25 protein-coding genes are annotated in these 26,273 nt (G+C 61.3%); 17 read left to right on the top strand and 8 right to left on the bottom strand.

The window, feature by feature from the left end; translation table 11 throughout:
* Positions 1 to 55: 55 nt before the first annotated feature.
* Positions 56 to 667, top strand: coding sequence for a TetR/AcrR family transcriptional regulator (locus tag GGD67_RS04705; RefSeq protein WP_179731142.1), 612 nt, complete (start codon positions 56 to 58; stop codon positions 665 to 667).
* A 92-nt stretch (positions 668 to 759) separates the two neighbouring features.
* Here GGD67_RS04705 and GGD67_RS04700 read toward each other — a convergent pair whose 3' ends face one another.
* Entirely contained in the window at positions 760 to 1,920 is a 1,161-nt protein-coding gene (locus tag GGD67_RS04700) for an iron-containing alcohol dehydrogenase (RefSeq protein ID WP_179731140.1), read from the bottom strand.
* Positions 1,921 to 2,572: 652 nt separating this feature from the next.
* Here GGD67_RS04700 and GGD67_RS04690 point away from each other — a divergent pair.
* Positions 2,573 to 2,893, top strand: coding sequence for a hypothetical protein (locus tag GGD67_RS04690; RefSeq protein WP_157644194.1), 321 nt, complete (start codon positions 2,573 to 2,575; stop codon positions 2,891 to 2,893).
* A 524-nt stretch (positions 2,894 to 3,417) separates the two neighbouring features.
* The gene (locus GGD67_RS04685) at positions 3,418 to 4,707 is read left to right on the top strand and encodes a c-type cytochrome (RefSeq protein WP_179731137.1); all 1,290 of its coding nucleotides are present in this window, start codon (positions 3,418 to 3,420) and stop codon (positions 4,705 to 4,707) included.
* A 7-nt stretch (positions 4,708 to 4,714) separates the two neighbouring features.
* Here the strand turns inward: GGD67_RS04685 and GGD67_RS04680 are convergent, their stop codons facing one another.
* Both GGD67_RS04680 and GGD67_RS04675 read right to left on the bottom strand, forming a co-directional pair.
* Positions 4,715 to 5,014: a hypothetical protein gene (locus tag GGD67_RS04680; RefSeq protein ID WP_038970411.1), complete on the bottom strand. Its 300-nt coding sequence runs from the start codon at positions 5,012 to 5,014 to the stop codon at positions 4,715 to 4,717.
* Between the two features lie 52 nt (positions 5,015 to 5,066).
* Complete coding sequence (locus GGD67_RS04675) at positions 5,067 to 7,037, bottom strand: 4Fe-4S binding protein (RefSeq protein WP_179731135.1); 1,971 nt, start codon at positions 7,035 to 7,037, stop codon at positions 5,067 to 5,069.
* A gap of 179 nt (positions 7,038 to 7,216) precedes the next feature.
* Here GGD67_RS04675 and GGD67_RS04670 point away from each other — a divergent pair, with 179 nt between their 5' ends.
* From GGD67_RS04670 to GGD67_RS04625, 10 genes are all read left to right on the top strand, one after another.
* Positions 7,217 to 7,942 (top strand): biotin/lipoate--protein ligase family protein, encoded by a 726-nt coding sequence (locus tag GGD67_RS04670; RefSeq protein ID WP_312013654.1) that lies wholly within the window; start codon positions 7,217 to 7,219, stop codon positions 7,940 to 7,942.
* A complete protein-coding gene (locus tag GGD67_RS04665; RefSeq protein ID WP_179731133.1) occupies positions 7,939 to 8,478 on the top strand; it encodes a DUF6505 family protein in 540 nt (179 codons plus the stop codon). The genes GGD67_RS04670 and GGD67_RS04665 overlap by 4 nt, the downstream gene beginning before the upstream one ends.
* Positions 8,475 to 9,482: a DUF6352 family protein gene (locus GGD67_RS04660; RefSeq protein ID WP_179731131.1), complete on the top strand. Its 1,008-nt coding sequence runs from the start codon at positions 8,475 to 8,477 to the stop codon at positions 9,480 to 9,482. The genes GGD67_RS04665 and GGD67_RS04660 overlap by 4 nt, the downstream gene beginning before the upstream one ends.
* Positions 9,479 to 9,994, top strand: a complete 516-nt coding sequence (locus GGD67_RS04655; RefSeq protein WP_179731129.1) for a DUF3305 domain-containing protein — start codon at positions 9,479 to 9,481, stop codon at positions 9,992 to 9,994. Before GGD67_RS04660 ends, GGD67_RS04655 begins: the two co-directional genes overlap by 4 nt.
* A complete protein-coding gene (locus GGD67_RS04650; protein WP_179731127.1) occupies positions 9,991 to 10,626 on the top strand; it encodes a DUF3306 domain-containing protein in 636 nt (211 codons plus the stop codon). The genes GGD67_RS04655 and GGD67_RS04650 overlap by 4 nt, the downstream gene beginning before the upstream one ends.
* Before the next feature lie 137 nt (positions 10,627 to 10,763).
* Positions 10,764 to 11,543 carry a molecular chaperone TorD family protein gene (locus tag GGD67_RS04645; RefSeq protein WP_179731125.1) on the top strand — a complete coding sequence of 260 codons (780 nt, stop codon included), beginning with the start codon at positions 10,764 to 10,766 and terminating at the stop codon, positions 11,541 to 11,543.
* A gap of 29 nt (positions 11,544 to 11,572) precedes the next feature.
* Complete coding sequence (locus GGD67_RS04640; RefSeq protein WP_026201605.1) at positions 11,573 to 11,782, top strand: twin-arginine translocation signal domain-containing protein; 210 nt, start codon at positions 11,573 to 11,575, stop codon at positions 11,780 to 11,782.
* A 14-nt stretch (positions 11,783 to 11,796) separates the two neighbouring features.
* Positions 11,797 to 14,739, top strand: a complete 2,943-nt coding sequence (locus GGD67_RS04635; RefSeq protein ID WP_018316105.1) for a formate dehydrogenase subunit alpha — start codon at positions 11,797 to 11,799, stop codon at positions 14,737 to 14,739.
* A 12-nt stretch (positions 14,740 to 14,751) separates the two neighbouring features.
* A complete protein-coding gene (gene fdh3B, locus GGD67_RS04630) occupies positions 14,752 to 15,348 on the top strand; it encodes a formate dehydrogenase FDH3 subunit beta (protein WP_018316106.1) in 597 nt (198 codons plus the stop codon).
* A gap of 39 nt (positions 15,349 to 15,387) precedes the next feature.
* Positions 15,388 to 16,389, top strand: a complete 1,002-nt coding sequence (locus tag GGD67_RS04625) for a formate dehydrogenase subunit gamma (protein WP_018316107.1) — start codon at positions 15,388 to 15,390, stop codon at positions 16,387 to 16,389.
* A 31-nt stretch (positions 16,390 to 16,420) separates the two neighbouring features.
* Here GGD67_RS04625 and GGD67_RS04620 read toward each other — a convergent pair whose 3' ends face one another.
* Positions 16,421 to 16,618, bottom strand: coding sequence for a hypothetical protein (locus tag GGD67_RS04620; RefSeq protein ID WP_246784211.1), 198 nt, complete (start codon positions 16,616 to 16,618; stop codon positions 16,421 to 16,423).
* An 854-nt stretch (positions 16,619 to 17,472) separates the two neighbouring features.
* Positions 17,473 to 17,688, bottom strand: coding sequence for a hypothetical protein (locus GGD67_RS04615; protein WP_179731121.1), 216 nt, complete (start codon positions 17,686 to 17,688; stop codon positions 17,473 to 17,475).
* A 685-nt stretch (positions 17,689 to 18,373) separates the two neighbouring features.
* On the opposite strand from GGD67_RS04615, the gene GGD67_RS04610 reads away from it, so the two are divergent.
* From GGD67_RS04610 to GGD67_RS04600, 3 genes are all read left to right on the top strand, one after another.
* Positions 18,374 to 18,595, top strand: a complete 222-nt coding sequence (locus tag GGD67_RS04610) for a hypothetical protein (RefSeq protein WP_246784212.1) — start codon at positions 18,374 to 18,376, stop codon at positions 18,593 to 18,595.
* Positions 18,596 to 18,799: 204 nt separating this feature from the next.
* Positions 18,800 to 19,918, top strand: coding sequence for a serine/threonine protein kinase (locus GGD67_RS04605; protein WP_026201606.1), 1,119 nt, complete (start codon positions 18,800 to 18,802; stop codon positions 19,916 to 19,918).
* Positions 19,905 to 20,981 carry a nucleotidyltransferase family protein gene (locus tag GGD67_RS04600; RefSeq protein WP_246783312.1) on the top strand — a complete coding sequence of 359 codons (1,077 nt, stop codon included), beginning with the start codon at positions 19,905 to 19,907 and terminating at the stop codon, positions 20,979 to 20,981. The genes GGD67_RS04605 and GGD67_RS04600 overlap by 14 nt, the downstream gene beginning before the upstream one ends.
* A 128-nt stretch (positions 20,982 to 21,109) precedes the next feature.
* Here the strand turns inward: GGD67_RS04600 and GGD67_RS04595 are convergent, their stop codons facing one another.
* The gene (locus GGD67_RS04595) at positions 21,110 to 21,493 is read right to left on the bottom strand and encodes an H-NS family nucleoid-associated regulatory protein (RefSeq protein ID WP_018316113.1); all 384 of its coding nucleotides are present in this window, start codon (positions 21,491 to 21,493) and stop codon (positions 21,110 to 21,112) included.
* A gap of 696 nt (positions 21,494 to 22,189) precedes the next feature.
* Between GGD67_RS04595 and GGD67_RS04590 the strand changes: the two genes are divergently transcribed.
* Positions 22,190 to 22,558 (top strand): H-NS family nucleoid-associated regulatory protein, encoded by a 369-nt coding sequence (locus GGD67_RS04590; RefSeq protein ID WP_018316114.1) that lies wholly within the window; start codon positions 22,190 to 22,192, stop codon positions 22,556 to 22,558.
* A gap of 55 nt (positions 22,559 to 22,613) precedes the next feature.
* On the opposite strand, the gene GGD67_RS04585 is transcribed toward GGD67_RS04590, so the two are convergent.
* Together GGD67_RS04585 and GGD67_RS04580 are read right to left on the bottom strand one after the other, a co-directional pair.
* Positions 22,614 to 24,083 carry an exopolysaccharide biosynthesis polyprenyl glycosylphosphotransferase gene (locus GGD67_RS04585; protein ID WP_026201608.1) on the bottom strand — a complete coding sequence of 490 codons (1,470 nt, stop codon included), beginning with the start codon at positions 24,081 to 24,083 and terminating at the stop codon, positions 22,614 to 22,616.
* Between the two features lie 107 nt (positions 24,084 to 24,190).
* Complete coding sequence (locus GGD67_RS04580) at positions 24,191 to 26,203, bottom strand: hypothetical protein (protein WP_179731120.1); 2,013 nt, start codon at positions 26,201 to 26,203, stop codon at positions 24,191 to 24,193.
* Positions 26,204 to 26,273: the final 70 nt, after the last annotated feature.

Below are 26,273 nucleotides of genomic sequence, written 5' to 3'. Positions count from 1 at the left end.
CCGGCCGTGATGGGACCGTCATCAGCGAATATCTTGGGCCATCCCGGAGCAGGCGATGCGTTACGCAAAGGACCATGGGCAGCACACCCGCAGACGCATCGTCGAAAGCGCTTCCCGCGGTCTGCGCCAGGCCGGGGCCGATGGCTTGAGTGTGGCCGACCTGATGAAGCTCGCCAATCTGACGCATGGCAGCTTCTACGCCTACTTCAAATCGCGCGATGCGTTGGTCGTCGAAGGGCTCGCCCTGGCCATGGATCGAACGATCGTGCATTGGCTCAGTCTCACGCAGGGGCTGCCCGCCGGGAAGGGATTCGACGCACTTGTCGAGTCTTACCTGAGCCCCCGCCACCGTGACGATCCGGGGCGGGGCTGCGCGCTGCCGGCCTTGGCGGCCGATATCGGGCGGTCGGGTCCGGAGGCGCGGCGCACCCTTGAAAGGGGGCTCGGCAAGATGATCGATATCATCGCGCGGTTGACCTCGGGGAGGCCGTCATCGGATGTGAGACAGACGGCCGCCGGCGCAATTGCGACCATGGTCGGTTCGGTCGTGCTGGCGCGTGCGGTCGACGACAAGCGTTTGTCCGACCTCCTGCTGGAGGCCGGACGGCAGGCTTTGGGCAATTCCGTTGCGTGCGACTGCGAGAGAGCGCATTCGGCCGACAATTGAGACCTGTCTTAACCGATGTTGGCTTCAGGGCGGTGCAGGCCGATGGCGGAGGCAAACGACCGTGCCTCCACCATCGGCCGCAGCCGTGGCGGCTACGCAGCCATTCGCAGCAGATCGACGATTTCGGCTTGATCGTTGAAGGGGCGCGGATTGGCTTTGACGAAGCGATGGTTGATCGCGATTTCGCTGATCTTGCCGAACTTGTCTTCGCCGATGCCGACCTCGGCGAGGCGGCCCGGTAGTCCAAGTTGCCTGACGAACTCCGCAAAGGCGTCTGCCGCGTCCCCACCGGGAGCACCCAAAGCTGCCGCCAAACGCTTCTGCGCGTCATCGGTGAACGGCTTGTTATAGCGAAGAAGGCTCGGCATGATGACGGGCGTGCAATAGTAGTGAGGTACCCCGAAGGTCCCGCCAAGCACGTGGCCGATGCCGTGACTTGCGCCCATGGGAACGCGTGCCTGCAGTCCAAAGGACGCAAGCCATGAGCCGTATTGACACAAGCGGCGCGCCTCGAAATCGTCGGGTTGCTGCAGGGTCCGGAGCATTCCCTCGCGCAGCTCGCGGATACCCGCCAGAACCACTTCGTCAGCAAGGGGAGTGCCAGCTGGCGAGCACAATGCTTCGATGCCGTGATCCATGGAGCGAGTGCCCGATCCCATCCAGAGATTCGAAGGCGTGTGAAGTGTGAGGGCAGGGTCGAGGATGACTGCCACCGGCATCATGTGGGGGTGAAAGAATATTTGCTTCAGCTTGTTGCGCTCATCGGTGACAAGCGCTGCGGCATTGTATTCGCCGCCATTCAGCGTTGATGGCACGGCGATCTGCCGGACTGCAGGCGCGCGGAACGGGGAATGGCTCACGCCCGGTCCCATGGGGAACGGATCGAAGCCCGCTTCATCGCGGATATCGTGCTCCATCGCCATGATGACGATCTTGGCGAGGTCAACGGCAGAACCGCCGCCGACGGCCACGACGAGATCAGCGTGGGCTTCCTTGGCGTGGAGGGCAACTTCGGCGGCTTGCTTGCGCGTGGTGTGCTGTGCGATTCCGTCGAAGGTCGCGGCATGCTTGTCGCCGAGCATATGCCGGATTTTCTCAATCTCGTCGGTCTTGGTGTTCAAGGTGCGGCTGACGATAAGGAAGACGCGCGTTGCCTTTAGTCGTTCCGCTTCTTCGTTGATGGCCTCAGCCGCCGGTCTGCCATAGATCACGCGATCAATTGCCGGAAAATTGTGTGCTCCAGTGCTGCGCATTTTTATCCTCCCATCGGAACTGCGGTCGAAGCCGACATAGTCTTTTATATTATGAGTATCATGCAATAGTGGTTCAAAAATATCGCACCACCTCGGTTAGACGGCCTTCGCCAGGTTCCACGCGAAGCACTGGCGAGGACTTGCCGGCTTCGCGCTCCATCATCCTTCGCCGCCCTTGCCCCGTCGAAAAGTCTCAGCCACATCATGTCTCTTGCAGCGGACTCGGACGCGTCAGTTTCCTGATGCCAATTGAGTGAAGCCACTACGCATGTGCACTCCAGTTTTCGTGTGCACCGAAAGGCCAAAACGGGTAGGGCTGGTCGAAAAAAGCTGACGCCGAACGCTGCGATGGTTTTCGGCGTTTGCGGTATACCTTGCTCCGCAATCGCCAAGGCCTGCGCACGAATGTTGCTCGATGCTCTCGAACTCCTCGCGTGTCATCTTGCCGATACAGGATGCCCCGACGGTCCCGAAAGCTAAGACGATCGTGAGGTCTTTCGCACGCGGAAGCGTGGAGAATGGCACCGGCCGACGGGGCCTAACGCTCTGCGAGATTTGAGTGTCTCAGAGACGCACCCCGGTCGTAGCAAACGCTTGGGCGACGGGCTCCTGGACCCGATTCAAGACCACCACTCCCGCAATCGCGATCACGATGGCCGCGACGCAGCCAAGAAGAAAAGCCTTCATCCGCAGCCTCCTTCGATCGAAACGTCAAGGTGTTTATACGACACGGCTTGCCGCGAGCAAACTCGTTGATCGCACCAAGGCACAAGCGATCTTATGGGCTCTTGAAGATGGGATCGATGGAAAATCCATCGCCCAACAAGCCTACGGACCGAAGCGCCGCGCTATTCAGGTCGACTTCCAATATCGCAAGAAGAAGCGCAAGCACGATGGCAACGAGGATCAGGAAGGGCGAGGCTTCCCGGGAAATGGGATCTTGCGGCCCATCAAGCGCGCGCAGAGCGCGTAGCCGCGCCATCATCCGCAGAAATGGCCGCGTTGGCCCCTGCATGTCAGTCGTCCTTGACGTGACCAGCAAGAGACTAGTCTTCGGACCACCGGCGTTCAAGCGGAGGAGGCGGGAAGTCAGGTTATTGCAATGCACGCTCCGGAACGGAAGGCCGTGTTGCCCGGTTGACTACACGCACCGGAGGATCCGACGTGAAATTGCCAACAACGATCTTGTGCTTCGCAGCACTCTGCTTCTTCCAGAGCGCCTCCGCCCAACCCGCGCAAACCAACTCATCTGCGCCACCAAGCCCTCCCGAGGAGAAGGGTCAACCACAGCCGCAAGGCTGGACGGGCCCAATCAATACAGGTTCGGGTGGCGCGCCCGCCGAGAGTCCCCAAGGTCAGAGTCCGCCTGGAATGCAGGCCGCGCCTCACGGATCGTCCAAGAGCACGACGGCACCAGCCAAGTAGATCGGTTCGGATATTCTCCTCAGTCCGCTGTTCTGGCAATCTGAGAGCGTGAACGTGACGCGGCGAGGGTCAATGAAGCTACCTTTCTGCGCGGGCGGCGCCGCAGCCTTGTGGGCCATCTTTGCCGTATCATCCGTGCACGCCGACATGGCGGGACACGGCGGCCCCGTGCGGGCTCTTGCTATTTCCCCCGATGGGAACGGACTCTTGTCCGGCAGCTTCGACTCAGCCGCCATTCGGTGGTCGCTAAAGGCGGAGACAGCGGAGGAGGTGCTGCGGTATCATGCTGATGCAGTCAATGCCGTCGCCTTTCTGAGCGACGGCCGCATGGTCACCGCGGGTGCCGATGCACGAATTGCGGTCTGGATGGCGGGCAGGCGGCAGCCGGACCGGGTGTTCGAGGGACACGTCGGTCCAATCGTCGCACTCGCGGTCTCTCCCGACGGCGCGCTGCTCGCGTCGGCTTCATGGGATCGGACGGTGCGGCTCTGGTCGCTGTCGGACGGCGTGTCGCGCGTGCTCGAAGGGCATTCGCAGAACGTCAACGGCGTCGCCTTCACGTCGGATGGGAGGTCGCTCGTCAGCGCCGGCTATGACCTTACGTTGCGCATCTGGCGGTTGTCGGACGGCCAGCCTGAAGTCGTGACGTTGCCGGCTCCGCTCAACGTGGTGGCCGTGGCGCCGGACGGTGAAATCGTCACAGGCGGGGTCGACGGCATGCTGCGGATGCTGACCATGGACGGCAAGGTCAACGGCGAGGTATCGGCCGGCCCAACACCAGTGGTGGCCTTGGCGATGTCGGCCGACGGCAAGCTGATTGCCGCGGCCAGCATCGGAGGCACAGTGGCGATCATCGATCGCAAGTCGCGCAGCCTGCTACGCACGCTGGTCGGGCCTGGGCTGCCGGTGTGGTCGGTTGCCTTCCTTCCGGATCGCGAGACGCTGATGACGGGGGGCGCGGACGGCAAGATCAGGCGGTGGAATGCACGCACTGGCGATCCCGTCGGCTCGAGTCTGATGGGCTCACCGGCCGATCCGCTTGCTGCCTATGCCGGCGATCATGGCGCCGACGTATTCCGGGCGTGTGTTGCCTGTCACACGCTGTCGGACAAGGAGGTCCAGCGCGCAGGCCCGACCCTTGCCGGATTGTTTGGCCGTAAGATCGCATCGCTGCCGGGCTACCGCTTCTCCGATGCACTGAAGACGATGGACATCGTCTGGACGCCGGAGACGGTTGCAAAGCTGTTCGAGGTTGGACCGAACGCCTACACCCCAGGTACCAAGATGCCGGATCAGCGCATCGGCTCGCCCGAGGATCGCCGCGCGCTCACCGATTTCCTTGGCCGCGTGACATCGCGATAGCTGCCTCTCAGATCGAATCCCAATTGTCCATCGGAAGATCCCTCATCTCCGGATGTTGCTTGAGGATCTGAATGACGTCGATGCTGGGGTGCTCCTTGAGCGCTTCCGCGACGCAGTGATTGACGTATTTGCGACGCGACAGCCATGCGATCTTCTTGCCCTTGGCCTCGGCTTTGCAGGCGGCGATCGCCTGTTTCACGGCAACCTTTTGTGCCTTGGTCAGTGGAGGAGCGGCAGCTTCGGCCGCTGCGCCGGCGAAAGCGATGGAGATCAAGCACGTCGACAGAGCTGTGATCAAACGAGACATGGTGATGCTCCCCCTGGTTTCCTGCCCCTGCGTAGATGTCTGGTGGTCTTGTCTAGTCCTTGCCCTCGCGCTGACGTAGGTAGTCGTCCGTGGTTCGCGGTGGCGTGCGTTCGGGAACGCCCTTGAACGGATTGAACTGCTGCTCGCTCATGACGATGACGCGGCAGTCGGCGCACATCCTGAGTGCCTCGATCCGTTTGTCGCCGGCGGGATACATCCAGTGCCGCCCCTCGAGCTTGGCGGCGATCCGGTCGATCGTGCTTTTGACGCCAAAGGCCGCGCCGCAGCGGACACAGAGCGCGGGCTCCTCTTCCTTGATGACCGCGGCGGGTGCGCGGGCGGCGCGGAAATCGATCTGCGGCTTGAGTGTGATGACCTTTTCCGGACAGGTGGTCTGGCACAGGCCGCACTGCACGCAGGCATCCTCGATGAATTTCAGCACGGGCCGCTCGGGGTCGTCGCGCAGCGCGCCGGTCGGGCAGGCGGAGACACACGAGAGACACAGCGTGCAGCCGCCCGTGTCGACGCTGATCGCGCCGACTGGTGCGCCCTGCGGCAGCGCAATCACGTCCACCGGCTTTGGCGCAAGGCGATGCAGCTCGCTGAGGCCGAAGCGCAGGAGGTCGCGCCGCTTGCCGACGGTCTTGAAGGTCGCCGGTGTTGCGACCGCCGCAAGCGTGCCGATGCCAGTCAGATGGCCGCCGAGCGCGTCAGGGTCGTCGGTCTCGATCGTGGCGACGCGCTGGCCCTCAAATCCGAGACCGCCAAGGATTGCATCGGCAATGCCGATCGTCTGCGATAGTCCGGTCACATCGTGGCGCGGCTTTGCGCGCAGCAGGAAGCGCACGGCTGTTACGCCATAAGCGAATGCTCCGACGATCGCTTCCAGCCCGACCTGCGTGAGTTCGTTGACGACAAAGGGAAGCACGTTCGCCGGAAGACCGTCGCCATGTCGTGCCAGAGCATCGATCAGCGGTGTGCCGTGCGGGCCGTCATGGAACAGCAGCACCGCGTTGGCGCCGCCGGCTTCGTGGTAGGCGAGCAGCATGGCGCGAATTCGTTGAAGCTGCGTATCGGCAGGCGGCAACGTGTAAGATGCAGCGCCGGTCGGGCAGGCGGCGGCGCATTGCCCACAGCCCGCGCAGATGTTCGGGTCAACAGCGACATGATCGCCGGCGGGCGTGATTGCGCCGGTCGGGCAGAGATCGAGGCAGCGATGGCACCCCGTGCGCTTCGAGCGCGAATGGGCGCAAAGACCGGGCGTAACGTCGACATATTTCGGCTTGTCGAAGCTGCCGACGAGGTCGCGTGCGGCGAGCACGGCGCGCAGCACCGCGGCGGGATCGTTCGGGTTGGCGCGGAGATACCCGTCGCGCAGGTCATGTGCGGGAAAGAGCGGCATTCCGCCCGAAAGGTCCAGCACGATATCGCAGTGCGACGTCACTCCGTTTCGGGGAGCGTCAAGCACGTAGCGATCGCGCGAGGAGGGGCGGGGCCTGGCATAGTCGTCGATCGTGAGCTCGAAGGCGCCGAAATGTCCCTTCGCGGAGCGGATCGTGCCCTTCACGATCGGGAAGACCGTTGCAGCGGCTGGCACCATCTCATCGAGTTGCTTCAGCATCACCGTGACGTCGAGGTGATCCGCGAGCAAGCGGCCTGCCTCGATCGCAGCCTCATCGCGCCCGTAGACCAGGACGACGCCCTCGCTCGACAAGGTGACAAGCGGATAGTCCGGGGCCGGGATGGAGGCGGAAGCGAGCAGGGCGGCCATTTTCGCACCGGTCCGTGCGCCGTCTCGCGACCATCCGGCCGTTTCGCGAATGTTGACGAAGCTGATCGCATCAGGCCGTTCCCCGGCCTCCTCAGCAAACTGCGCCGCCTGCTGCGTGCAAGCCACCGTCAGCGCGCCACCAGCGGCGGCCGCGTTACGGAAGTGATCGAGCTCGGCGCCGCAGAGATGGCAAAAGCCTTTGATCTCGCTGTTGGGGCATCCTCGCCGGATCGTGGCCACGTCAAGACGCATCGTGTCTTCGCACGAGCAGATCAGGACGGTCTTCGATGGCTGTTCCAGGTTGACCCCTCCGCCATTCGGGCGCCGACGACGGACTCGCGCCGACCCTTCGCCTCGTATAGACATTATTCATCGGGAAGAAAAGGAAAGCGGAGGACGGCCTGACGTCGACCCCTGTCAGCCACGTTTCCGTGGCGGAACCGATCCATCTGCCGCCGCCGTTCACATTGGTGCGGTTGCGCGAGAGTGGCGACGCTTTTGCCCAAGCATGCCGCATTGCACCGGAGAGTGGCGCCGGCACGCTCGTCTACGTTGGGCGCTTTGACCTGGCGGAGTTCGCCGTGGTGCTCGAGCCGGCTGAGACGCTGCGCAGCGCGCGACGCGCGTTCTACGCCGGCATGGTCGCGCTCACCGATGCCCTGCGCGCCTACGCGCCGCCGAGCAAGTCGATCGCGATCGGCTGGCCGGACGCCGTCTGGATCGACGGAGGTCTGGTCGGCGGCGGCCGCATGGGGTGGCCTCTCGCGGCCGTTGAGGAGGAGCCGTCGCCGTGGCTGGTGTTCGGCGCGATGATCCGGACGATTGCCATGAATGACGACGAGCCTGGTGTTCATCCGCTCGCCTCGGCGCTCGACCTGGAAGGCTTTGGTGAGGCCGGCGCGGCGCAGATCACAGAGAGCTTTGCCCGGCACCTGATGCTGGCATTCGATGGCTGGCAGGCGGACGGTTTTGACGGCGTCGCGCGCGAATATCTGTCCCGCATGCCGCGCGAGCGGCAGACCGTTCAGCGCATCGATGATCGCGCCGATCTCCTCACGCGCCGGATCGGGATCGGCGCGATCGAGCGTGGCGACCTCGTGCAGGCGCTCGCGACCCCATCCTGGCTCGATCCGGCACTCGGGGGGCCGCGGCTGTGAAGCTCCTGCGCACCATCGCGCTCGATTCCTCCGACACATTCGTGTTTGATGTGGCGGCGGAGCCGGGCGAATGGGCTGTCTCCGGCGTTTTCCGCTTTTGGGATTGCGATGCTGCGAAGCTCGAGGGAAAGGCGCGCGCGGCTTTTCGCGGCGGTTTCCTCGGGGTGCAATCCTGGGGCTGGTCGACGCTGGCGCAGATCGTTCCGGCCACCGAGGACGATTACCGCAGCCTGGTCGATCTCCTTGCCGGGCAACTGGTCGATCGTTTCGGCGCGCCGGATATGGCAACAGCGAAGAGCGCCGCAGAAGAGGAGGTAGCGTTTTCGCAGTCGCTCTGCAGCCATCCGATCAGCTCCCTTGTTGCGGTGCACCGGGCCGTAAGCGACGGCGAGGTTCGCGAGTCCTTCCGCCGACTGCAACTGCGCGAAGGGCAGGGGCACGGCAAGGCGTTCTCGTTCATGGAAATGGAGGACGACATCGAGCCTGACGGCAATCTCAAGCTTGTGGATCTGGGCCGGAGGCCAACCGCCGGATGAACGATTTCTGGATTGCCTGCGGCCATCATCTGCTCGATCGCGACGAGGGCGGTGGGCTCCGCGTTACCGACGAATTCCTCAAGGCCTATTTTGCCCGTCCCGAGCTGATGCCGCCGGAGGATGCGTGTCAGGTCGAACGCCGGCTGCACCGGGAATTGCTCTCCGATCCGCGCCAACCAGTCAGCGCCGGCGAAATCGCCGGTATTGCCGACCCCGACGCCCGGGAGAATTGGCAGTTCGTGCTGGCCTTTCGCGATCTCCTGTTGCGGCATCCGACGCTCGAAGCCGCTTATCTTGCGACGGTGCGCGCAGGCGCGAACGATCTGCCGCCGCTGTTCGTCAATCAGCTCGTGCACGTCATCCTGCGCAATGCGCTCGACGGTTGCGACGATCCTTTCGTGCTGCGCGCGGCCGAACTGTTCTTCCGGGCCCAGCGGATTCTGCCGCATGAGCAGGCCCTGCTGCTCGGCGACGAGGAGATCGTCGGCGGAATTAGCCCAACTCCGGTGCTCTCGCTGATGTCGATGCTAGGCGCCACGACCGACGCGGTGGTCGATGTCTTGAACGCGGAGAATGTTGCTGCCTATTGGCAGCGCAGCGACCAATTCGACATGGCCTTCGACCTCACGGCTGACGGCTTGGGGCCGACTGCCCTGGCGCAGGTGATGAGGCGCTGGCTCTCTCATCTGCTCGGTCTGGACGTCACGATCGAACCGCTGCGCGCACTGCTGGACGCAAAGCTCACCTGGTATGTCGGGCTCGATGCCGACGCCACAAGGCTCGGTGATCGTCTCTGGCACGGCGAGGAGCTCGACGGGCCCAGCGCCGACCGTGTGCTCGCGCTGTTCCGCCTCACCTTTGTCGATTCAGCGCTCGCGCTCGACGATGTCGAGGACGAGCCGGTCTACCTGATCCTGTCGATGTCGGCGGATCAAAAACTGCGCATGAAGCCCCAGAATCTGCTGACAGGCTTGCCGGTCAAACGTCTGGAGATGGTGACATGAGCCCCGCGGCGCTGCCATTGCTGTCGATTCCGGTCGGTGTCGTGGTGGAGCGGCGCAAGGCCGACTCTCCTTGGGTCGATTTCATCTGGCGTGGCGTCGCCATCCTGCCGGACGAGCCCGCCACGAGACCCTGGACCGTGCTTCGCGAGCAGGACGGCACGACGCTGTTCTATGCCGGAAGCGCGACCGTGGATCTTTATCCGTCCGAGACGGCGCGCTATCGCGACAATCTCGCCTCCGGCAGTCCGAGCATCTGGACCGTGCTGTCGCCTTCGGAAGGCGTGTGGCCCTATGTCGTCACGACCGTTACCGCCGATCCCGCGGAAGGCGAGAGCTTTACCGAGGCTGCCGACAATCTCGTCGAGGCGGTGCCGATGCCGGAGGTGCTGCGGGAGGTGATTGAAAGCTTCGTTGTCGAGCACCATGTCGAGCGGGAGTTCGTCAAGCGCACGCGGCGCCGGGCTGACCCCGAGGCGCTCGCCCGGCGCGAACATGAAGGCGGACAGGAATGAGCCAGGAAGAGTTCCTTGCGCGTTGGTCCCGCCGCAAGCGCGAGTCGCGACCGGAGCCGGCTAAGCCTGCCGAGGCGCAGCCCGCGCCGCCGCCCGAGGCCAAGGATGGTGCAAAGGACGTCGCGAAGGACGGCGAGAGCGAGTTCGACCTCTCAAGCCTGCCATCGATCGACGAGATCAACGCTGCGACCGACGTCACCGCGTTCCTGCGCAAGGGTATTCCGCAGGCGTTGAGCCGTGCGGCCCTTCGCCGCGCCTGGGCGGCCGATCCCGCCATTCGCGACTTCATCGGGCTCGCGGAGAATGCGTGGGACTTCAACGATCCGACCGCGATGCCGGGTTTTGGGCCGCTCGATTGCTCTTCGGAGGAACTGGCCGCGCTCGTCGATCGCATCGTCGGCGGGGTGCGTGAGGCAGTCCGATCCCTCCCCGAGGCGTCGATTGAAACTGCGGATTCTTCAGCGCATTTGCATCAAGCCGATTCGACAGCCGTATCCGACGTCGTCGAGCCACCGATCGAGGCGGAATGCCCAGCGATCCCTGCTGCAGCGCAACTGACGGTGGCGGACAGACCTGCGGATCTTGCCGAGCCCGTCAGGCCGCGTACGCACGGTGGTGCACTGCCGCACTGAGCAGCACGACCAAAGACTATAGGCTTGGGCTATGGGCGGGCGATTGACGGTTCGTGGAACCGGGATTACGCTTCTTCCTAGTGCTTTGTTAGAAAAGCAAAAATCAAGCAGACGGGACTCTTGGATGGGAGGTCCACGTGCGTGATGACGGGCTTGATCGTGCGATCGATGCCGCGGGCGGCATCGCCCAGCTTGCGCGCAAAATCGGCATCAGCCAGCCGTCCGTCTCGAACTGGACGCGCGTGCCCGCACAACGGGTGATTGCGGTCGAAACCGCCACCGGCGTTCCTCGCAACGACCTGCGGCCCGACCTCTACAGCGAACAAGCCGTTTCCTCAGAGCTCGTCGATCCCGTCGATGCTGCGCGGGCGCAGGAATACGCGCTGCTGGCAATGCTGCTGTCTGCGCCGCCGTCGCGACGATTGCTCGACCAGCTTTCCATGTTGACGGGCGACACGACGCCGCTCGGGCGCGCGCATGTTGCGCTGGCTGAGGCGGCCTCAAGCGCTGTCGCGGCGAAAGTCGAGCGCGAATATTTCGACCTGTTCGTCGGGCTCGGCCGCGGCGAATTGCTGCCCTACGCCTCCTATTACCTCACTGGCTTCCTCAACGAACGGCCATTGTCGCGCCTGCGTGCGGACCTGGCGGGGCTCGGCATCGAGCGGGTTGCCAACAACTCCGAACCTGAGGATTCCGCCGCCATCCTGTGCGAGATCATGTCGGGCCTTGCCGACGGACGCTTCGGCGTCTCGCCCGATGCCCAGCGCGCCTTCTTCGAAAAACATGTGTCGCCCTGGATGGCGCGGCTGTTCGCCGACATCGAGAGTGCCGGGAACGCCCGTTTCTATCGGGCGGTCGGCGCGCTCGGTCGCACCTTCATCGGGATCGAGACGGAAGCATTCACATTCGCCAACTGATCGACGCGCGTCGGTCCGGGAGAAATGCGATGAGTGAAGAAACCAAAGCCAAGGTCGGACGCCGCGATTTCTTGCGCAAGGTCGGCATCGGTACGGTCGGCGCGGGCGCGACGCTCGCGACGCCGCTGGTCGGCTCCGCGCAAGCGGACAGCGAGAACAACGATGAGAAGCGCAAGGCGCGCTACAAGGAATCCGACCACGTGAAGGCCTATTACCGCGTCAATCGCTACCCGACTTGAGAGGGAGGCCGCCCGTGCTTATCAAGCGAACCCACCAGAATTCCAATCGCCGCGGTTCTGTCGCGAACACCCTTGCAAGCCAGACTACCGGTCTCGATCGCCGTACCTTCCTGCGCCGGTCCGGTCTTGCGGGTGGCGCGCTCGCAGCCCTCGGCACCCTGCCGGTTTCAGGCGTGCGCAAGGCGGAAGCGGCCGTGGCGGGTCCGCTGACCGCCGGCGCCGCCGTCAAGAAGAGCATCTGCACGCATTGCTCGGTCGGATGCACCGTGACCGCGGAGGTATTGAACGGGGTTTGGATTGGCCAGGAGCCGAGCTGGGAGTCCCCCATCAATCGCGGATCTCATTGCGCGAAGGGCGCTTCGGTGCGCGAGCTGGTGCACAGCGAGCGGCGTCTGCGCTATCCGATGAAGCTCGTGAATGGGCAATGGACGCGCGTCTCCTGGGACACCGCGATCAACGAGATCGGCGACAAGATCTTCGAGGTTCGCGAAAAATCGGGGCCGGATTCCGTCTATTGGCTCGGCTCGGCCAAGATGACCAATGAAGGCTCGTATCTGTTCCGCAAACTCGGGGCGTTCTGGGGCACCAACAACACCGATCATCAGGCACGCATCTGCCATTCCACCACCGTCACCGGCGTCGCCAACACCTGGGGCTACGGCGCGATGACGAACAGCTACAACGATATTCGCAATGCCAAGACCCAGATGATCATGGGTGGCAATCCGGCCGAGGCGCATCCGGTTTCGTTGCAGCATTTGCTCGAGGGCAAGGAGCTGCAAAAGGCCAACTTCATCGTCATCGACCCGCGCATGACGCGCACCGCCGCGCACGCGACGGAATACGTGCGGATGCGTCCGGGTACCGACATTCCCGTGCTCTATGGCATCATGTGGCACATCCTCCAGAACGGTTGGGAGGACAAGGAATTCATCAAGCAACGCGTCTACGGCTTCGACGATCTCCGCAAGGAAGTGGAGAAATGGAATCCGCAAGAGGTCGAGCGCGTCACCGGCATTCCCGGCGAACAGCTCAAGCGGGTGGCTAAGATGTTCGCCACCGAGAAGCCGTCGACGCTGATCTGGGCCATGGGCCAGACCCAGAAGACCGTCGGCACCGCCAATGTGCGGGCGAGCTGCATCCTGCTGCTCATGACCGGCAATGTCGGCGGACCGGGCATGGGCGCCAACATCTTCCGCGGCCACGATAACGTGCAGGGCGCGACCGATGTCGGGCTCGATATCGTGACGCTGCCGTTCTACTACGGCCTTGCAGAAGGCGCCTGGAAGCACTGGTCGCGGGTCTGGGAAGTCGACTACGAGTTCCTGAAGTCGCGCTTTGATTCCAAGCAGATCATGGAAACTCCTGGCATTCCGCTGACCCGCTGGTTCGAGGCGGTGACGCTGCCGAAAGATCAAGTCGCTCAGAAGGACAACGTGCGGGCCGTGTTCGTTCAGGGACACGCCAGCAACAGCATCACCCGCATTCCGGAGTCTCTCAAGGGCCTGAAGGCGCTGGACCTGCTTGTCATTGCCGACCCGCATCCCACGACCTGGGCGTCGCTGGCGGTGGAGGCTGGCCGCAAGGACGGCATCTACATTCTTCCGGTGGCCACGCAATTCGAGTGCAAGGGATCTCGCGTCGCCTCGAACCGCTCGCTGCAATGGGGCGAGCAGATCGTGAAGCCGATATTCGAATCCAAGGATGATCTCGAGGTCATCTATCTCATGGCCAAGAAGCTCGGCTTCGCCGACCAGATGTTCAAGAAGATCAAGGTCGAGAACAACCTGCCTGAAGCAGAAGACGTGCTGCGCGAGATGAACCGCGGCAGCTGGTCGACCGGCTATTGCGGCCAGTCGCCGGAGCGGCTCAAGGCGCACATGAAGAACCAGGCAAAGTTCGACATGCTGACGATGCGCGCGCCGAAGGACGATCCCGAAGTCGGTGGCGATTATTACGGCCTGCCGTGGCCGTGCTGGGGCTCGCCGGAAGTCAGGCATCCCGGCACGCCGCTGCTCTACAACACCAATCTCGCGGTGATGGACGGCGGCGGCACGTTCCGACCACGCTTCGGTATCGAGCGCGAGGAGAAGCTGCCGGACGGAACCACGCGCAAGGTCAGCATGCTGGCCGACAAATCCTATTCCAAGGATTCCGAGATCCAGGACGGCTATCCCGAATTCACGCTGGCGAGCCTGAAGAAGCTCGGCTGGGACACCGATCTCACCGAAACGGAGATGGCCACGATCATGAAGGTCAATCCGACCAATCCGGATTCGGTGTCGTGGTCGCTCGATCTCTCAGGGGGCATCCAGCGGGTCGCGCTCAAGCACGGCTGCGTGCCTTATGGCAATGGCAAGGCTCGCATGAACGCATTCGGCCTGCCTGATCCGATTCCGGTCCATCGCGAGCCGATCTACACGCCACGCGTCGACCTCGTCGAGAAATATCCGACGCTGCCCGATGCCAAGCAGTTCCGCATGCCCAATATCGGCTTCTCGGTGCAGAAGGCTGCCGTGGAAAAGGGGATTGCCAAGCAGTTCCCACTCATCCTCTCCTCGGGCCGTCTGGTCGAGTATGAGGGCGGTGGCGAGGAGACGCGGACCAATCCGTGGCTTGCCGAACTGCAGCAGGACATGTTCATCGAGATCAATCCGGCCGATGCTGCCGATCGCGGTGTCAAGGATGGCGGCTGGGTCTGGGTCACGGGCGCCGAGAACAATTCCAGGGCGAGGATGAAGGCGCTCGTCACCGAGCGCGTCGGCAAGGGCGTCGCCTGGATGCCTTTCCATTTCGGAGGCTGGCTGGGAGGCAAGGATCTTCGCAGCGCCTACCCGAAAGGGACCGATCCGATCGTTCTTGGCGAAAGCGCGAACACCATCACCACCTACGGATACGATCCCGCGACCGGCATGCAGGAGCCCAAGGTCACGCTTTGCCAGATCGCGGCGGCATAAGGAGCAACGACGATGGCACGTATGAAATTCCTCTGCGACGCCGACCGTTGCATCGAATGCAATGCCTGCGTCACCGCTTGCAAGAACGAGCATGAGGTGCCCTGGGGCATCAACCGGCGCCGCGTGGTCACCATCAATGACGGCAAGCCGGGCGAGCGCTCGATCTCGATGGCCTGCATGCATTGCACCGACGCGCCCTGCGCGGCGGTGTGCCCGGTGAACTGCTTCTACACCACCGCCGATGGCGTGGTGCTGCATTCCAAGGATCTCTGCATCGGCTGCGGGTATTGCTTCTACGCTTGTCCGTTCGGCGCGCCGCAATATCCGAAGGTCGGAAACTTCGGCTCGCGCGGCAAGATGGACAAATGCACCTACTGCGCCGGCGGCCCGGAGGCCGACGGAAGCAAGGAGGAATACGAGAAGTACGGCGCGAACCGCCTCGCCGAGGGCAAGCTGCCGCTGTGTGCCGAAATGTGCTCGACCAAGTCGTTGCTTGCGGGCGACGGCGAGATCATCGCCCAGATCTACAAGGAGCGCGTCTTGAAGCGCGGCTACGGCTCGGGCGCGTGGGGCTGGAAGACCGCGTATCGCGAGACGATCGAGTCCTGAAATGGACAACCGAAGGGCGCACAACACCGGGAGGACGTGATGGCGTCAATTGAAAGGATCATTCGCCTGGCTTTCGGCGCGTGCGCGCTGCTCCTCTTGGTCATGGCGGCGCCCGCAACTGCTCAGCAGGTCAATCCGACCGCGAGTGCGGTCAAGGAGCAGCAGCTTTTGCAGGAGCTCAACCGGATCCAGGGGCGCGTCAGCATTCCCGATCAGCGGTCGGGCGTTCTCGAGCAGCCGCAGGGGCGGGAATGGCGTGAGTTCCGCAACGTGACATTGCGCTGGGTCGGGGGCGTTGCCATCCTTGGCATGATCGCGATCATCGTGATCTTCTATCTCTCCGTCGGGATGGTACGTCTCGAAGCCGGACGGTCGGGCCGCACCATCGTGCGCTTCAACATGTTTGAACGCTTCGTGCACTGGATGACCGCGAGTTGCTTCATTGTCCTGGCCATTTCCGGGCTGAACATCACGTTCGGCCGGCCATTGCTGCTGCCGCTGATCGGCTTCGAAGCTTTCTCCGAATGGTCGCAATGGGCCAAGTACGCCCACAACTATCTGAGCTTCCCCTTCACCATCGGCGTCGTCCTGATCTTCCTGATGTGGATCGGCGGCAATATCCCGAACAAGGTGGATGTCGATTGGGCGAGGCGCGGCGGCGGCCTGATCGGTCACGATCATCCGCCGGCCTATCGCTTCAATGCCGGCCAGAAGATGATCTACTGGATCGTCGTGATCGGCGGCGGCTTGGTTGCAATCACCGGATACGCGCTCATGTTCCCGTTCTATATGACCGGGATCGAGGCCATGCAGATGGCCCAGATCGTCCACTCCATTGTGGCCGTACTGTTTGTCGCGGCGATGATCGGGCACATCTATATTGGCACGATCGGAATGGAAGGTGCGTTCGAGGCGATGGGCTCAGGCGAGGTCGACGTTAACTGGGCGCGCGAGCACCATAGCCTCTGGTTCGACCAGGAGACGGCGCGAGCGGGGCCCGACGACGGACAGTCACGACCCGCAACCGAGGCGGCAGAGTAAGACGGACAGCCGCGAAAGCGGGTGGTTCGCTCTATTGCGCCGGTTCTTTCGCAAACAAGATCGAACGGTCTTGCATCTCCTGTTCAGGGAGCTTGTTCGCCTGACCTGTCTGCAATTCTTGGATGGATGGCATGCCTTTCTGATCGAACAGTGCGTGCGATCTGAGCATGCTGCTGGCCGCTCCGGCGAGAAGCAAGGCTGCAATGAGCGAGAGCATGAGGCGTTTCATGCGCATCTCCGTCTGCCATGTCCACCCAGCATGACGGATACACGTATATTGTCTTGCGCAATGTGAGCCACTTCACAGCTAGCGGTTCCGAAGTCATCGACGCGTCTCGTCCAACGAAGCCGGAAGTACGAAGCGAGGAAACGGGAAGAGCTGGATCAGACTCGCACGAATACGTTCGGCGCTGTCTGTTGTGATGCGGCTTTGGTCGTGACGAGAGCCGGAATCGGGGTTCAAGCCTGCGATGTATGCCGCTGTGCAAGTGGCCGTATGGCCTCGCTCTCGTGGGCGCGATGTGGGCACCGGTAGACCCCAAAGGATCCATCGAAGGCAATTGGCGCCTGTCGAAGGCGGGCTAGAGAGGACACGGCACGCTTGCGGCGAACAGGCGTTGCGCATCCATGCTGGTCTTTGATTCAGCCAGCATGGTGATCAGAAATGCACTAACTTGGGAATCGTTCGCGTGCGATATCTCGTTGCTCGTGGCTTTCGCGCACGCGACGCCGATGGTCGTCTGTGTCCCGAGCGCCGTGCTTCCGCCCTTCGTACTCTCTCCCGGAGCCGCTTCAATTGAGCGAGCAGGTTAACGAGCTCGATCGCTGTATGATGCAGAACAGCCAGGCTGCAAACCCCAGTACTCACTATTACACCCCAACAGGCCTTGCCGAATTCGTGACGGGAAGACCGAATTTGTGACGACGTGGCAATAATTTCTAAGCAATGGATCCCGGAGTCGTCCGTTCGCTTTACGACGATACGCAGAAATATTTTCGAGCACTCTAGTGCATTGCATCAAAATGCTTGCATCGGGAAAGGGAGTTTGGACGCGCGCTTTTTGAAATGGCCTTGGCATTACATCAGCGCGAAGGAGCCGCACGAAGGATATCCACCGTCCGGACGATTGATTCTTCGACCCAGGCCTCGCGGGCGAACCAGTTGTGATTGGCCTCACAGATTGGGCAAAGAGTATTGCCGAAAAACACGATGCTCCGCAGGAAAGTCTCGCGATCGGATTTGATGCCGGTAGGAATCGCGCGACCCGTTTGCGGACACTCGACCATGACCATACCCATGTGACCCTCCCAGAAACTACTGCTGAAAAAGGGGCCGGTCGGCTGGAGTGCGCTCTCGTCGGTGCGGGTTACTTGGGGGGGGCATCGCACCTGGGGTCGTTGTCGAGCAAAGGGCAGCTTGCTCGTGACGACGCTTCTCCAACCGACCGGATTCCTGCTTGGCGAATTCTCGGGATACCGCCGGCTTAGCCGGCAGGCCTATGAAATGAGGCTTTCGGCTTCAACCGAAGGCTTCTGGGAGGCCCTCACAATTAGCATGTCCAAATCCCTGCGGCTTCGTGCCAAATATTCTGCTAAATATCTTCCTCTTGACGGACAGATCGGCCAACCGGATCACTGGTCTCACTCCCCCTCACGCAACTCGTTAACATTATCTTTTCGCATTTAATGCGCAATTAAATTCGTGTTGTCGGTCCGGTTTGCGACTCTCGGTCGATTTATTTTGTGGGCTGTCGCGGCGGGGTATCGTCATCGAAAAGGTCGGGCCCTTCGCACGCTCGGCCCATCCCTCACTACCTGCCATCAGTCCGGTGCGCGCCGCCAATTAGCTTTGGTAACGGGTGGTCAGGTTCGGTTCAAATATGAAATAAATTTTGATTATATGGCACTGTTGTAAATATCGTTGTTAATTGCTGCCGATCACGTAAGCTAAGCTCGTCCAGGTTTCGTTCGGCTGGAGGAGACAATGTGGGATTTAACTCTTGGCGAGTACGATTTCGCCCCCGATGCGCCGCAGTTGGCCCAGATGCGCGCGGATTTGATAGGCATTGGCGAGAAGGAGCGCATTCTGCGAGAACGCAGTGCCGATCGCGAAGCCTATCGGTACCTCCTGGATGCTCATCGGTTGAGCGCGAGCGCACTTTCTTTGAGAGCAGGTGTTGAACATTTCTCCGGAGGGAGGGGGTAGGGCGGCCAGCTGTGGCATGACGGACCGGATTGTCGCTTCGAAACGAGGCCGATTGGGTCACTTGTGCCCGGCAGACGGGAATTGCTGCGCCGCGGATGGTTCGGATTGACTTCGTGAGCTGCCGAGGCCGCGACGATAGCATCCCAGGCGCTGTCGTCGCTTCGTCGGTACAGCGAGGCAGATGTCTTCACATTGGTTGGAGCCGTGCTGGAAAGATCGTCGGCAGAGATGGTGTTGAGACCGGCTTCGGACGCAGTGTTCGCACTGCTGGACGGTCGATCAGTGCTCTTCAGCGGAGCAGGGCAGAAGATCTTTGAACTGGACCGAATAGGGGCATTCATCTGGTGTAAGCTGGCGCAAGGCGCCTCTCTGGAAGACGCCTGTAAGGGGCTTGGGACGCTAGGCGTTGACGAGCACACGGCGCGCCAGTTCACGCGACAGGTCGTAGATGCCTGGATCGATCGAGCGTTGCTCGAGGTCGACTGGCAAATGCGGACCGATTGTGCCTTCTCGGCGGTACTGGGCCGGCACCGAATAGGGGTCCGAGCTGCAAATCGGGACCTGTTGGGGCGGCTGTGCTCGCTGTTTTGTGTTTCAGACCAGAGCGCCGGCGGCGATGACGACATTGCGATCGAGGCAATGATGCTGGACGAGCAAGTGATCTTGCGCGGAGAGGATTCCAGCATCTCCAGATGTCAAGTCGAGGCTCTGGCCCCAACGATCAAAGCTCACATCACCGAGCGGCTTATTCGAAGCGATCGCTGGACCTTCTCCCTTCATGCCGCTTCTCTTGTGAAGGACGGTATGGGCCTGTTGTTGTGCGGCCAACCGGGAGCTGGAAAGTCTACCCTCTCATTGCAGCTGGTGGATGCCGGACTTCGGTACGCCGGCGATGACGTTGCGCTGGTTGGCGCGGACGGAGCGATCTGCGGCATCCCGTTTGCACTCACCCTCAAGGAGGGATCGTGGGATTTGCTCTCGCGACTACATGGCGGCCGGTACGATGCGACGCATTGCCGCTCCGACGGCGTTCTGGTGCGATACGTACCCATTGCGGATGCGTACCGCCAGAGCTTTTCCGCAAGCTGGATTATCTTCTTGAACCGTGTCGCGAGCGGTCCGGCCGAACTAACCGCGATAGATCGACTGGATTCGATGAAGCGGCTCATCGATAACGCGTTTGCTGCTGACGGAAGACTTTCGCAGGCCGGCTTTTTCGCCTTGAAGCGGATCATCGCGGGCGCGCGCTCGCTTCAACTCACCTATTGCGAGGCCGCGGAGGCTCGGCGCGTGCTTATGGATCTATGCAATGGCAAGGCATAGCGCGGCGCTGACGAGCCTCTGCAATTGCCTGCGAGGCATGCCACCTGTCGATGTCGAGTGGACGTCCGTAATCGCGCTCGCAAATCAGACACTGACGACGCCGGCGCTCATCGATTTTGTCGACAAATTTGCACCGATCCTTTCGGAGGACGTCTGCGGATATATTCGCCAGATCCACCGCCGGAACGTGCTGCGGAACAATCGGCTCGTCGCTCAACTCGAAGAAGCCGTCATTGCGATGAACGACCTGGGAATTACGCCAATCATGCTCAAGGGGGCATCGACACTGGTGACCGCGCCCGAGGAGCGACGAGGCGTTCGGCTAATGTCTGACCTGGATATTATGGTTATGCCGGACGACGCCAGATTGGCGGTCTCCGCCCTATGCGCAATTGGCTACGATGTAGACTATGAGACCCCTCCTGAAAGCCCTAGATGGCATGTCGAGCTAAATCGCTCGCAGGATGTCGGGACCATCGACCTGCAGCGGGCAGCTCCAGGTCCTGCGTACCTCTACCAGAGCTTCGGGCACCCGCTGAACCATTGTGTGCCGGCGCCGCTGGGGCGCGGACGCGTGTATATCCCCGCGCCCACCTACCGGGCGCTCATGTTGATCATCCATGATCAATTTCAAGACTACGGTTATTGGCTGGGCGATCTCGATCTGCGGCACCTTGTGGAATTGCGCGATATGAGCAATTCTGCTGAGGGCCTGGATTGGAAAGAGCTTGCCTCTCTTGTGTCAGGCGAATTGATGAAGAACGCGGTTGAAACTCAGCTGTTCGCTCTTTCTGAGTTGCTTGGCGTCGAGATTCCGCAAGAGTTGCGCTCTCGGCTGATTCCCCGTCTGCAGTTCATGCGACAGTTGATGCAAGCACGATTTCCGGCCACACGCGTGCCCTTCCTCGCAATGATGATGCTGGATCTCGGAAACTACCGGAAGATGGCGAATGACACCATCCAACCCACTGCGCGCCGGCGTGGATTGTGGTCTCTTCCGAGGATGGGAACCCTGCAGTTTCTGTTGAAGGCGGCCGTCGCGGTGCGCGCAGGGAAGGCCTAAAATCACAAGCTTCTCCGTAAAGGCGGCAGCTCCGAAGCGAACGCTTTCAATTGGCCGCGTTCCGAGCGGCTGCCAGCTTCCGTGGATCAAACGATTTCGCGCATGCGGGATTTGCAGTGGCAGGGCAATCAATGCCCCTGACCACCAGCATTCTGGTCGGAGGCTTCACCGTTCTCGTGAATCCTGAACTCCTCCAATGTGTGCCCTGATTGTAGTGCGGCGACCAGCCAGCGCGGCTGTTTGCCACGTCCAGACCAAGTCTCTGTCGGTTTGAGAGGGTTGAAGTATTTCGGTACGACCTTTGGGTATTTGCGGCGGGGAGGCTGGCCTAGGCCCATCTCTGCCGCCCCGCTCTCGGGCTCACCGACCTGTTCCGGTTGATTGAGTTGCGCTAGGCGCTTCTCCAACTCCCGCTTTTCGGCCGTGATCTTTTCAGCAAGAATCTTTGTTAGCTCCTCGTGGAGGAGCCAAAGTTCCTCAAAATCCATGGTTTCGAGATCTTGCCTGCGCATACGATTCTGGTCACCGTTCGACCCACGCCCCGACTATCTTGTCATCTCCACGCCGAGTATCGTTTCCGAGCGCCAAATCTGGGGATAGATCCAAGGCTGGTTTTTCAAATTAGCGTGACGATAAATAAATAATATATTATTTAATATTTATTGCGAGGATTATTTTCGTTATTTTTAATGCCCCGAAGAAAGGGGTCGGATGTTATCGATTGCCCTCTGGGCGCCTTCAGGAGGCCATCAGCCGGTTCATCGCTCCCGCGGCTGAATAGACTGATAGCCAGGCTTTGAAGCCACAAATCCAGCTGCGATGGCTCGCCCTCAGGCGTATTGCAGTCCCTCAGCATCCCGGATGCCGCGGGTCCATGGTCGCATTTCAGTAAGAGCGAAGCAGCGCGGCCCGCGTGCCGGATATGTTTTTCGAGGGCGCGGCATGGGAGGTCGATCCCACGCCCGACCTACCGTGTCATTCTTCACTTGAGTCGAGACGTCGGTGCACGCAAGGCGCGTAATGTTACTTCGGCCGCTATTAAATTCAGCGGATAAGTTCATTTTTTTGTCTTGATCAGAACCGGCGGCGCAGTTATGTGGAGCACGAACCTGCCGTTCGGTTCCACATATTTTTGAATAAGCTGATCACTTGGTTCTTGATTACCCGGCCGGGACAATATTAAATGGGCGCAACTACAGGATGCTAGCATGTCGACCAAGAAGCTCGAACTAGAAGCGATGTCTCTCGACGATCTATGGTCGCTTCATGAGGAAATTAGCGGCATTTTGTCGGATCGGATTAAGGCCGAGAAGCAGGAACTCGAGAAACGCCTAGCGGTTCTCGGCGGAGGGATGGCTGTGTTGGCCGAAGCAGGCGGGCCGGGCGTCTCGCCGACCGGCAAGCAGAGGCGCAAATATCCGCGCGTGCTGCCGAAATATCGCAATCCCCAGACTTCCGAAACCTGGTCAGGGCGTGGCAAGCGGCCGCGGTGGTTGGTTGCTGCCATGAAATCCGGCCGTCGGATCGAAGAGTTTCGCATAGGGGCAGCGGCTCCGAAGCTCCGGCAGCGGGCGTGAAACCTCGCTGCGCCAGCGGGGTTGCGGAGTCTGGAGCTTTGGGCGGGGATCAACCCTAGTAGGCGTTGCGGCCCCGCAAGACCTCCATCGGAGTTTGCAACACGATTGCGAGATCCAGCCGAAGACTCCAATTGTCGATGTACCAGAGATCGTACTGTACACGTGCTTCGATCATGGACGCTGTGGGTGTTGCACCGCGGCAGCCGTGGATCTGGGCCCATCCAGTCAATCCTGGCCTGACCCTGCGGCGAAACGCGTAGTTTCGCACGAGCTTGTCAAATTCCCCGTCGTGGGCCAAGGCATGGGGACGCGGACCCACCAGCGACATGCTGCCGTCAAGAACATTTAGCAGCTGTGGCAGTTCATCGAAGCTTGACCGCCGTAGCCATTTGCCGACGCGGGTGACACGTCGATCGGCGTGGTGGGCCTGAAGGATCACGGGCCCGTCCTCGAGCACATGCATGGTCCGGAACTTGCGGATCAAGAAGGTCCGGCCGTTGAAGCCACAGCGCTTCTGCCGAAAGAATACAGGGCCCGGAGAATCCAGTTTGATCGCGACTGCGGCCAACGCAAGCAGCGGCGCAAGTATCGCCAGCGCGAGTCCCGCGCCAATAATATCAATCATCCGCTTCGTCGCGCATTCCAGCGGTGTGAGGGGGCCGGGCTGAAGTTCTACACAAACGGCGCTTCCAAGACTTCGCGTATGATGTCGAAGCAATTCGGATGGTGTGCCGACCGGCACAAACATGATCGGGAACGGCAATACCCGTAAATCGGCAATGAGGGCCCGAAGTTCGTGCCATCGTTCCGGCTTAGCTTCCACCACCACCTGCTCAAGCTGGCAACTGCGAATGTAATCGATCACGCGGGCGGTGAGCCGCCTTCGACAGACAGGACCAAAGCCCATTGGAGGCAAGCTGAACCGTCCCTTGACGCAATAACCGTGCATGGCGAGCGCTTCAGACAGCCCCGCGTTCTTCGATAGTGGTTGATCGCTGATCAGAACAATATTTGTCTCGGCGAACTTTCTGCCGCTGAGTCCCCTTCCGAGAAGCGCCTTGACCCCCCACCGCTCGGCCATAAGCAAGCCGAGGCCCAAGACGGCGAAAAGCGGGGCTGCTTGCTGAGAAGACTCCGGGCGAACCGCAAAGCCGGACACGGCCCAGATGAAGAGCAACAACGACGTCCAAGCCATACAGACGACGCGTATTTGGTTTCGGAGGGCGAGGAGCTCAACTGGCTGATAAAGGCCCTGGGTCTTCAGCACGCAAACGAGATAAGCCGCGCTTACTAGCGCCAGGCCAGTTGCAGCGCCCAAGTCGCCTGCGGCCTGTCCATTTTTAGCCTGATGCAGCAATGTGGAAGCGACGCTCGCAAACAAAATGGTCGCAATATCCGCGCAGAGCGCCACGTATTCAACCGAGTCATAACGGAGGGGCCATTTGTGCTGGCGGGACACAGCCGGCCCGGGACTGACACGATCCGTAACCTCCCGATCGGGAAAATGTCGGTTCACGAAGTTCATTTCTCGGGCACCAGCGAGTTAATATTTAATATATTATTAATTAACTGAATTTATCAAGAAAAAAATACCGACCTTGGCTATCTAGCATTCCGTGCCGCCCGGAGGGTTTATCGAGATCCCTGTCGGGAGTTCCGCGCGTGTATCTTGTCGAGGTACGACGGATCCAGCTCCGAAATCAGGCTCTCGAGATAGACCTTTCCGTCGGCCGAAGCCGACCGGTATGCGGCCGCAAGCACCGGGCTCACGATAGGCTGATGCGTAACGACGATGCTGACGTCTCGTTTGATCAAGTCACGGAACTCGAAGTCCCGTAGCACTGCATCTGTAGCGAGTGCGATGGACAGCCTCAACGGAAGCAGATCCAACTCGTTGGGCGCGGTGTACCACGACATCTTGAGCATCGCTGCCGTGCTAGACTCAGCCAAATTGTGCTTCGATGCCGCCGCGAGCAAGAGCCAAATGTCGCCGCGGAGGGGCGAAGAGCGCAATGCACGAGCAAACGCTTTTGAAGCCGCTGGAGAATCTGTCTTTTGCTCGTCCGCAGCTGGTGCCGAATCCCAGCCGGATCTCGCTTCTCCTCGGAGAGATAAGTCTTCACGTGCTGCCGCAACTGAAACCGGTTTCGAGATCCCGTACGGCCATGGCGCTATTGTCGATAGGGCTGTCGACAAAGAAGATTGACCACCGAGATACCACTCCGGAGGGACCGTCCACACTGCCTGCATGATCAGCGCGATTCCAAGCAGCATCAGGGCAGCGCGGGGCCAAATCGCGTTCAATGACGACGCGAACTTTGGAAGCGGCGCCGGGGCCGGACCGGCCATCCGCTCCGAAGGCGCCTTCCATTCCGCGGATATGGCGTCTCGGCCCGCGCCGGGGAGGCTTTGAGCGAACGCCAGTCCAAAAAGCGCAGCGACCAAAAGCGACGCGCCCAAACCCAGAATTCCGTGATCGGCAAAGGCTAGTATCGTTAGCGCTATCGAAGCGCCCGCGCCCAGGGCCGGGTACACGTAATCGTAAGCTCGAGAAAGGGAACGCCTGACCAGAGTACAGGCGCCGAGCATCGCTATAATCACGAGGCCGCAAAGGAAGGCCCAGCCCATATCTATGACAATGGCTGCGGCGGCGGTTGGTCTTTCTCGTGTCGCGCCGGTTCCAACGTCGCGATAAATCGGCAAGAGGACCGCCGAAGCGCCCGCACCGGATCCTGCCGGCGCGACGTCTTGCAGCATCCGTTCTGTCGCGATCTGGCTGCTCGTTGACAAGGCGATCGTCAGATCGGTGTTCGTTTTGAACGGAATGACCGTGATGCTGGCAATAGAGAATATTGCGGCTGTTGCGAAAATGCCGGCGGTACCCCACAAGCCCAAGAACCACCTGCGAATAGCGAATACCGATAGCAAGATTCCTGATCCGAGGAGGGCAGAAACGATGGCGGTGGAGTTGGCCCGGCTGAGCAGCGCGGCCAGGCAGAGGATCATTGCGATGATCGCCGCGAACAGAGCCGGGAGCGGGGCTGGCGCGATTGTTCCGGGCCGACTGTGCCGTCGTAGCTGATCGAGCGCTCGTATTGCCGTCGCACAGGAAAGCAAGACGCCGAGCACAGCGACGGTTGAGCCATCGGGCCCGGCGATACCAGTTGTTTCCTTACGGAACCACATAGCAGTGGCGATCGTGGCTATCGACAGGAGAATATGAAGGACTTGCGCCGCGCGGTATCGATCAAGCGCGATGACCGCGGTGAGGAGGGCCGCGGCGAGCACTGCACAATACTGCGAGAGCGAGACCATAGTCGCCCTGGTATCGACCGTGACTATTTCGGCGAGCGACTCGTTCAGGGCGGCCGATGCAGTGGCCCAAATGGGATTGCCGAATGTGCCCATGGGCATCGGCACTGCCTGTAACGCCATCCAGAGCGCCGGAGCCACGAGTACAGCGACGAGACCGGGCCGGAGCAGCTTGGAGAGCCCGAGGGAGGTGGACGATGGAAAGATCGCTACGACCAGCGCGGCCGTTGCAAGTACGAAGGATGCCAACACCCAGCTTTGCAGGCTTTCCGGCATCGCGAGCGCCGCGGTAATCGCCACGAACGCGGCCAACATGACAAGGCGGATAATCATGTGAACCTCATCGTGGTGCGGCCACTCCGCCGATCCACCGGCCGGAGAACGCGGAGGCCGCTACGAGACA

Origin of the sequence: Bradyrhizobium sp. IAR9, assembly GCF_013408065.1 — a bacterium.
GTDB lineage: Bacteria > Pseudomonadota > Alphaproteobacteria > Rhizobiales > Xanthobacteraceae > Bradyrhizobium.
The sequence above is the reverse complement of the archived record's forward strand: the minus strand, read 5'-3'. Positions and strand labels throughout refer to the sequence as shown.